Raw genomic sequence first — 6,896 nt, 5'->3', positions numbered from 1 at the left:
GGTGTAGAAGCTGGACTGACCACCGACCGGCATGACCACCGACAGACCGCTGTTCAGGAACATCTCGAACGCGTTGGTGTTGATGTCCCAGCCGTTGAAGTCGTCCTGGGCGCGCAGGCCGTCGAGCAGGTACACCGCGTGCGAACCCGGCCCACCGCTCTGGAACTGAATCTTGATGTCACGGCCCATCGACGGCGACGGGACCATCAGGTACTCCACCGGCAGGCCCGGCCGGGAGAATGCCCCCGCGGTCGCCGATCCGCCGGTAACGCCGATCAAGCCAGGCAGCATCAGCGCTGCCACAGCCGCCACCGTCATGCGGCGGGCCCAATGGCCACGAATCTTGTCAATGAAGGTCATACTGCGAATCCATCCGTCTTCCGGTCATTACGCCATTTGCGCGGTCGGCGATCAGCATCGCCAAGCGACACCGCAGCGACGAAGTCACTGCACTGTCACGCCCGCCCGTCTGAGCCGGTGCCTCTGAAGAGCGGACCGAAGAATTCAGTTGTTGCGCCATGAGTAAATCACGGGCCCACGACGGGGGAAAACCCGCCGCGCGCCGCCGAACTGCATATCTTCGGATTCAAAAAAGTGAATTCGGCTTTATCTATCACCGCCGCACAGGCGATCTAGCTGGGAAAACGCCTCCCACCCCCGGACGGCACCAGCGGCACCCGATGAACGCCGATGCCTTTCCGTTCACAACTGGTGTCCGGAGGGTTATCCGATCGTCGCCAACCGGTTTTCGAAATGCCCGCCAGCAGCCCTCCCACGGCCTCAAACCCGGACCATACTAAAAAGTATGGTAGCTTTCGGGCCATGATCTCGCCCCCCACCGCCGGCTGCGTCATCAGCCCCGAATTCGTCGCACGACTGGCCGACCGCGCCGCCGAAGCCGAGGAGTTGCGCCGGCTTCCCGATGCCACGGTCACCGACCTTGTCGAGTCCGGTTTCACCGAGCTCCTGGTGCCGGCCCGCTTCGGCGGCCTGCAGGCCGATTTCCCGGCAATCCTGGATCCCGTGCGCCGGATGGCTCACGGCTGCACGTCGAGCGCCTGGACCATCGGTTTCCTGGCCCTGCACAACTGGATGCTGGCGCTGTTCGGGGAGCAGGCCCAGGAGGAGGCATTCGCGAGCCGCCCGTTCCTCGCCCCTGCCCCACTCGCGCCGACCGGGCGCGGGCTGCCGGCCGACGGCGGCATCCGCCTGACCGGCAGGTGGTCCTGGGCCACCGGCGTCATGCACGGGAACTGGATCATCGTCGCCGCCCTGTGCGGACCCGACGACGCGCTGTATCCGGCGCTGGCGCTGCTGCCGATCGGCGATGTGACCGTTGCCGACGTATGGCACACCGACGGCATGCGGGCCACCGGCTCCAACGACGCCATCGCCACCGATGTCTTCGTGCCGACGCACCGACTGGTGAAAGTGCTCGACATCTACTCCGGCACGGCCCCGGGCGCCGGACTGCACGACAGCACCGCCTACCGCTGGCCGATGGTGCCCGCCCTGGCCCTGCTCGCGGCGATGCCCGCCCTCGGCAGCGCCGAGCGGGTCACCGAGATCTACGCGCAACGCCTCGGCGAACGCGTGCTGCCCTACGAAGGCGTCATACAGAAGGACAAGCCGATCGCGCAGGCCCATCTGGCCGGGGCTCAGGTACGGGTGCGCGCGTTGCGCGCCCTACTGGCCGACACCGTCGGCGAGATCGAGGCCATCGTGGCGTCGGGCGACTCGGTGGACAAGCCGGTGCGGGCACAGGCCCGGCTGTCGGCCGCGCACATCGTCAGCGAGTCCAAGGCGGTGATCGCCGACCTTCTGGGCGCAGGGGGTGCGAGCATCCATTTCCTGTCCAGCCCACTGCAGCGGTTCAAACGCGATGTCGACGTCCTGTCGGGCCACGTGGTGTTCGACTACGACACCAGCCGCGAGTTGGCCGGTGCTCTGGCTCTCGGGATGAAGATCCCCCGTACGTCCATGATCTGACGGAGCTGAACTGATGCGGACTCTGTGGATCGAGGCCAGCCCAAAAGGGGACGACGCGCTGTCCTCACAGTTGGCGCAGGCCTATCTGGATGCCGCCGACGGCGTCGGCGTGGTGGAACGGTTCTCGGTATGGGACGACGATGCGCTGCGGTTCGGCCGGGATGCGGCGGTCGCGAAGTTCGCGCAACTGTTCGGCGAACCGATCACCGAGGATCAGCAGGCGGTATGGCGGCAGGTGCTCGGGGAGATCGAGCGGGTGCGCGGCTTCGACCGCCTGGTGGTGTCCTCCCCCATGTGGAACTGGCATGTGCCGCATGCGCTCAAGGCGTGGATCGACATCATCGTGCAACCGGTGGCCAGCTTCACCCTCAACGAGCGTGGTGAACACGTCGGCACTCTCGGCGAGGGAAAACCGTTGCAGCTCATCCTGACCCGCAGCAGCGCGTACGACGGGCGCCACCCGGAGCTGCAGGATTTCCAGAAGCCGTATCTGGAGTACGTGTTCGGGATGCTGGGCTACCGCGTCGACACGCTTGTCGTGGAGCCCACCACCCGGTGGACACCCGCTGAACGGGAACAGATGCGCGCGGAGGCAGTCGAGCTGGCCCGGGAAGTTGCCCGCGCCGCCGGGGCCTGACCGGCGCTCAGGTCTGGGCCGGAGTACACGCCAACGCCTCGGTGATCGCCTCACAGAACGCGGGCAGATCGCCGGGAGCGCGGCTGGTGATCAGGTTGCCGTCGACGCAGACCTGCCGATCCACCACGGTGGCACCGGCGTTGCCGAGATCCGTGCGGATGCTCGGATAGCCGGTCAGCGTGCGGCCGCGCACCACGTCCGCCTCGACCAGGGTCCACGGACCGTGACAGATCGCCGCGACGGGCTTGCCCGACCTGACGAAATCGCGGACGAAGGCCACCGCGGTCTTGTCGAGCCTCAACTTGTCCGGGTTCACGGTCCCGCCCGGCAGGATCAGCGCGTCGAACTGATCGACCTTCGCCTCGGCGACCGTGCGGTCTACCGGAAAGGTGCCCGCGGGTTCGAGATCGTGATCGCGGGCCTGGATTTCGCCGGCCCGAAGCGACAGCAGCTCGACGTGGCCACCCTCGTTCTCGACGGCCGCGCGCGGTTGTTCGAGTTCGATGCGCTCCACACCGTCGGCGGCAAGGATCCCGACCCTGCGGCCTTCCAATTCCTTTCTCATGACAGTCCTTTCGTTGACACCGACGGGCAGCAGTGAGCCTGGGCGCCCGCTCGAGGGCTACCCGGGGAAGCGGAGCCCGAAACGCGGAACTTCAGTCCCGCACACCTCTTGTCACCGGCCGTAACAAAAAGTAAAGTCACTTTCAGTTTTTAGCCCGCACCCTTCAGGAGTCGAGCATGGAATCCTTCGTCCACCTGCGTAAAGGCAAGACCCCGAAACGGGTGCATGCCGACCTCGACGGCCTCAAGGACGACGAACTCGGTCGCGGCGGTTTCGTCGGCCGTACCGCCAACATGTACCGGCGCAACGACCCCACCGCCTACCGCTCCGTCGGCCCGCTGCGCCCCACCGACGTGCTGTCCAGTGAGCTCAAGCCCAGCGACGCCACCGACGCCCAGGGCGGCCCGCTGCTCATGTTCTCCAACGCCGACTGCCAGGTACTACTGAGCCGGCGCACCGAGGAGATGCCGTTCTTCGTCCGTTACGTGGACGGCGACCTGCTGTTGTTCGTACACAAGGGATCGGGCCTGCTGGAGACCGAGTTCGGCCCACTGCATTACCGCGAGGGCGACTGGGTCTACATCCCGAAGGCCTGCACGTTCCGCCAGGTGCCCGAGACCGAGAGCACGTGGCTCATGATCCAGGCCACCGATGATTTCCGGGTCCCGCCGGCGGGCACCCTGGGCCGCCACTTCCCCTTCGACCCGGCGCAGGTGACCATCCCCGAACCGCAGCCCATCGACGACGACGGGCGAGACGAGTACGAGGTTCGGCTGATCCATGAAGGTGGACCGACTTCGCTGTTCTACCAACACAATCCCCTCGACGTGGAAGGCTGGCGGGGCGACAACTTCCCCTTCACCTTCAATATCGAGGACTACACCGTCATCACCTCCGAGAGCGTGCACCTGCCACCAACCGTGCACCTCTTCATGCAGGCCACCGGTGTGTACGTGATGAACTTCCTGCCCAAGCCCGCCGAGAGCGTGCCGGGCACCGAGCGCACCCCGTGGTATCACCGCAACGTCGACTACGACGAGATCGCGTTCTTCCACAGCGGTTCGCTCTACGGCATCCCGATGCCGCCCGGCCTGGTCTCCCATGCGCCGCAGGGCGTTCACCACGGGGCACCCGAGAAGGCGCGGGAACGCGCCCGCCGCAAGTTCGACGACTACGACCGGGTCGACTGGTCGGTGATCGCCATCGACACCCGTCGCCGTCTCATCCCGTCCGCCGAAATCCTCGCCAACGATCTGGGGCAGCACTAGAGATGACAACTGTTGAAGCACCTGTGAAGCACGAGTACGACCGCATCCCGTATCTGGTTGCCTACCAGAACAACTCGTCGGTGCGCGACGTGTACGGCGGAGTCGCCGAGCTCGTGGTGCTGGAGAGCTACCTGCTGCGGCCGAAATCGAAACCTTCCGACACGGTGCTGGTGTTCATGCACCCGATCGGCGGCGGTGCGTACCTGCCGATGATCAATGCCCTGGCCCGCGCCGGACACCACGTCATCTACTGCAACAGCCGGTTCCGAGGTACCGACTCGGCACTGCTCATGGAGAAGGTGGTCGAGGATCTCGGCGAGTGCATCAAGGACGCTAAGAACCGGCTCGGGTACGACAAGGTGGTGCTGGCCGGGTGGAGCGGCGGTGGGTCGCTGTCGGTGTTCTACCAACAGCAGGCGCAGAACCCCACCGTGACGGCGAGCCCGTCCGGTGACGGGCCCGACCTCACCAAGCTCGGCCTGATCCCCGCCGACGGAATCATGTTGCTGGCCGCGCACATCAGCCGGCACGGCACCATGACCGAATGGATGGATGCGTCCATCCTCGACGAGAACGACCCGACCAAGCGGGACCCCGAACTGGATCTCTACAACCCGGACAATCCCAACCAGCCGCCCTACACCGCGGAGTTCCTGGAGCGTTACCACCAGGCCCAGATCGCCCGCAACCGGCGAATCACCAAGTGGGTCAAAGAGAAGCTCGCCGAGCTCAGGGCCGCCGGGCGGCCGGATGACGAGTTCGCGTTCGTCGTGCACGGCACCATGGCCGACCCGCGATGGCTGGACCCCACCGTCGATCCCAACGATCGCAAACCCGGAACCTGTTATCTGGGTGATCCCCAGGTGGTCAACATGAGCCCCGTCGGCCTGGCGCGATTCTGCACGCTGCGCAGCTGGCTGTCGCAGTGGAGCTACGACGACGCCAACGGTGACGCGGTCAAGGCCGGTCCGGATATCGCGGTCCCCGCGCTGGTGATCGGGAACCTGGCCGACGACGCCTGTACGCCCAGCCACACCCGCCGGCTCTATGAAGCGATCGGCCACTCCGACAAGGAGATGCACGAGATTCCCGGCGCCAACCACTACTACTCGGGCCCGGATCAGCGCGGAACCCTGCGCCAGGCCGTCGCGATCTGCACGGATTGGCTGCACCGGCGCGGATTCGGAGGGCAGGAGCGAAGCGACCGGGGATCAACACAGTCGCTGGATCCGGCATGACAACCGGAGCTTTGGACGGCATCAGGGTGATCGAGCTCGGCACCCTGATCTCCGGCCCGTTCGCCGGCAGGCTGCTCGGGGACATGGGCGCCGAGGTCATCAAGATCGAACTTCCGTCCACCCCGGATCCGCTGCGCACCTGGGGGCAGGCTGAACTCGACGGGCACCATTTCTTCTGGACCGTGCACGCCCGCAACAAGAAGGCCGTCACCCTGGACCTTCGTACGGCCAAGGGCCGGGAATTGTTCCTGGAGCTGGTCGAGCAGTCGGACATCATCGTGGAGAACTTCCGGCCCGGGACCCTGGAGAAGTGGAATCTGGGCTACGACGTTCTGCGCGAACGCAACAAAGGCATCATCCTGGTGCGGGTGTCCGGATACGGACAGACCGGGCCGGACGCCGGCAAGGCCGGTTATGCCTCGGTGGCCGAGGCGTCGAGCGGGCTGCGACACATGAACGGGTTCCCCGGCGGCCCGCCGCCGCGGCTGGCCCTGTCGCTGGGCGACAGCCTGGCCGGCATGTTCGCCGCCCAGGGCGCCCTGGCCGCGTTGTACCGGCGGACCGTCACCGGCGAGGGGCAGATCGTCGACACCGCGCTGACCGAAAGTTGCCTGGCGATACAGGAATCCACCATCCCCGACTACGACATCGGCGGGGTGGTACGCGGGCCGTCGGGCACGCGGCTGGAAGGTATCGCGCCGTCGAACATCTACCAGAGCGCCAACGGCAGCTGGGTGGTGATCGCCGCCAACCAGGACACCGTGTTCCGCCGGCTGTGCGCGGCGATGGGCAGCCCCGAGCTGGCAACCGACGACCGGTTCTCCAATCACGTTGCCCGTGGCCGCAATCAGGACGAGCTGGACAAGATCATCGGCGATTGGGCCGGCAAGCGGCAGCCGGAGGAGATCATCGAAACCCTGTCGCAGGCCGGAGTGATCAGTGGGCCGATCAACACCGTGGCCGAGGTCGTGCAGGATCCGCAGTTGCAGGCCCGTGGCATGATCGCCGACCACTTCGACGAGCGCATCGGACGGACCGTGAAAGGCCCGGGCGTGGTCCCGGTCCTCTCCGAGTCACCCGGCACGATCCGCAACGCCGGCTCAGCCCGACCGGGCCAGCACAACGACGAGGTGTACGGCGACCTGCTCGGGCGCAGTGCACAAGACCTGGAAACCCTGCGCACAGAGGGGGTGCTGTGA

Annotated in this window: 7 protein-coding genes; 5 read left to right on the top strand and 2 right to left on the bottom strand. The window is 66.3% G+C overall.

Annotated elements, in window-relative coordinates:
• A partial coding sequence (locus TX88_RS35080; RefSeq protein WP_044516979.1) for an alpha/beta hydrolase-fold protein occupies nt 1–360 on the bottom strand: 360 nt, incomplete at its 3' end.
• A 462-nt stretch (nt 361–822) separates the two neighbouring features.
• Between TX88_RS35080 and TX88_RS11860 the strand changes: the two genes are divergently transcribed.
• Nucleotides 823–1,989, top strand: coding sequence for an acyl-CoA dehydrogenase family protein (locus TX88_RS11860; protein ID WP_044516977.1), 1,167 nt, complete (start codon nt 823–825; stop codon nt 1,987–1,989).
• 13 nt (nt 1,990–2,002) lie between these two features.
• Complete coding sequence (locus TX88_RS11855) at nt 2,003–2,626, top strand: NAD(P)H-dependent oxidoreductase (protein ID WP_044516976.1); 624 nt, start codon at nt 2,003–2,005, stop codon at nt 2,624–2,626.
• Nucleotides 2,627–2,633: 7 nt separating this feature from the next.
• Here the strand turns inward: TX88_RS11855 and TX88_RS11850 are convergent, their stop codons facing one another.
• Nucleotides 2,634–3,191: a type 1 glutamine amidotransferase domain-containing protein gene (locus tag TX88_RS11850; RefSeq protein WP_044516974.1), complete on the bottom strand. Its 558-nt coding sequence runs from the start codon at nt 3,189–3,191 to the stop codon at nt 2,634–2,636.
• 176 nt (nt 3,192–3,367) lie between these two features.
• Here TX88_RS11850 and TX88_RS11845 point away from each other — a divergent pair, with 176 nt between their 5' ends.
• Genes TX88_RS11845 through TX88_RS11835 form a run of 3 tightly spaced genes read left to right on the top strand, consistent with a single transcriptional unit; the run spans nt 3,368 to nt 6,896 of the window.
• Entirely contained in the window at nt 3,368–4,459 is a 1,092-nt protein-coding gene (locus tag TX88_RS11845) for a homogentisate 1,2-dioxygenase (protein ID WP_044516973.1), read from the top strand.
• A gap of 2 nt (nt 4,460–4,461) precedes the next feature.
• Nucleotides 4,462–5,697: an alpha/beta hydrolase family protein gene (locus tag TX88_RS11840; RefSeq protein ID WP_044516971.1), complete on the top strand. Its 1,236-nt coding sequence runs from the start codon at nt 4,462–4,464 to the stop codon at nt 5,695–5,697.
• A complete protein-coding gene (locus tag TX88_RS11835) occupies nt 5,694–6,896 on the top strand; it encodes a CaiB/BaiF CoA transferase family protein (protein WP_044516970.1) in 1,203 nt (400 codons plus the stop codon). The genes TX88_RS11840 and TX88_RS11835 overlap by 4 nt, the downstream gene beginning before the upstream one ends.

Origin of the sequence: Mycolicibacterium septicum DSM 44393 (assembly GCF_000455325.1) — a bacterium.
GTDB lineage: Bacteria > Actinomycetota > Actinomycetes > Mycobacteriales > Mycobacteriaceae > Mycobacterium > Mycobacterium septicum.
The sequence above is the reverse complement of the archived record's forward strand: the minus strand, read 5'-3'. Positions and strand labels throughout refer to the sequence as shown.

Bases quoted from the DNA above. Each gene is read 5' to 3' on its own strand.
- TX88_RS11845 (WP_044516973.1), top strand. From the start codon at position 3,368: ATGGAATCCTTCGTCCACCTGCGTAAAGGCAAGACCCCGAAACGGGTG.
- TX88_RS11835 (WP_044516970.1), top strand. From the start codon at position 5,694: ATGACAACCGGAGCTTTGGACGGCATCAGGGTGATCGAGCTCGGCACC.
- TX88_RS11860 (WP_044516977.1), top strand. From the start codon at position 823: ATGATCTCGCCCCCCACCGCCGGCTGCGTCATCAGCCCCGAATTCGTC.
- TX88_RS11850 (WP_044516974.1), bottom strand. From the start codon at position 3,191: ATGAGAAAGGAATTGGAAGGCCGCAGGGTCGGGATCCTTGCCGCCGAC.
- TX88_RS11855 (WP_044516976.1), top strand. From the start codon at position 2,003: ATGCGGACTCTGTGGATCGAGGCCAGCCCAAAAGGGGACGACGCGCTG.
- TX88_RS11840 (WP_044516971.1), top strand. From the start codon at position 4,462: ATGACAACTGTTGAAGCACCTGTGAAGCACGAGTACGACCGCATCCCG.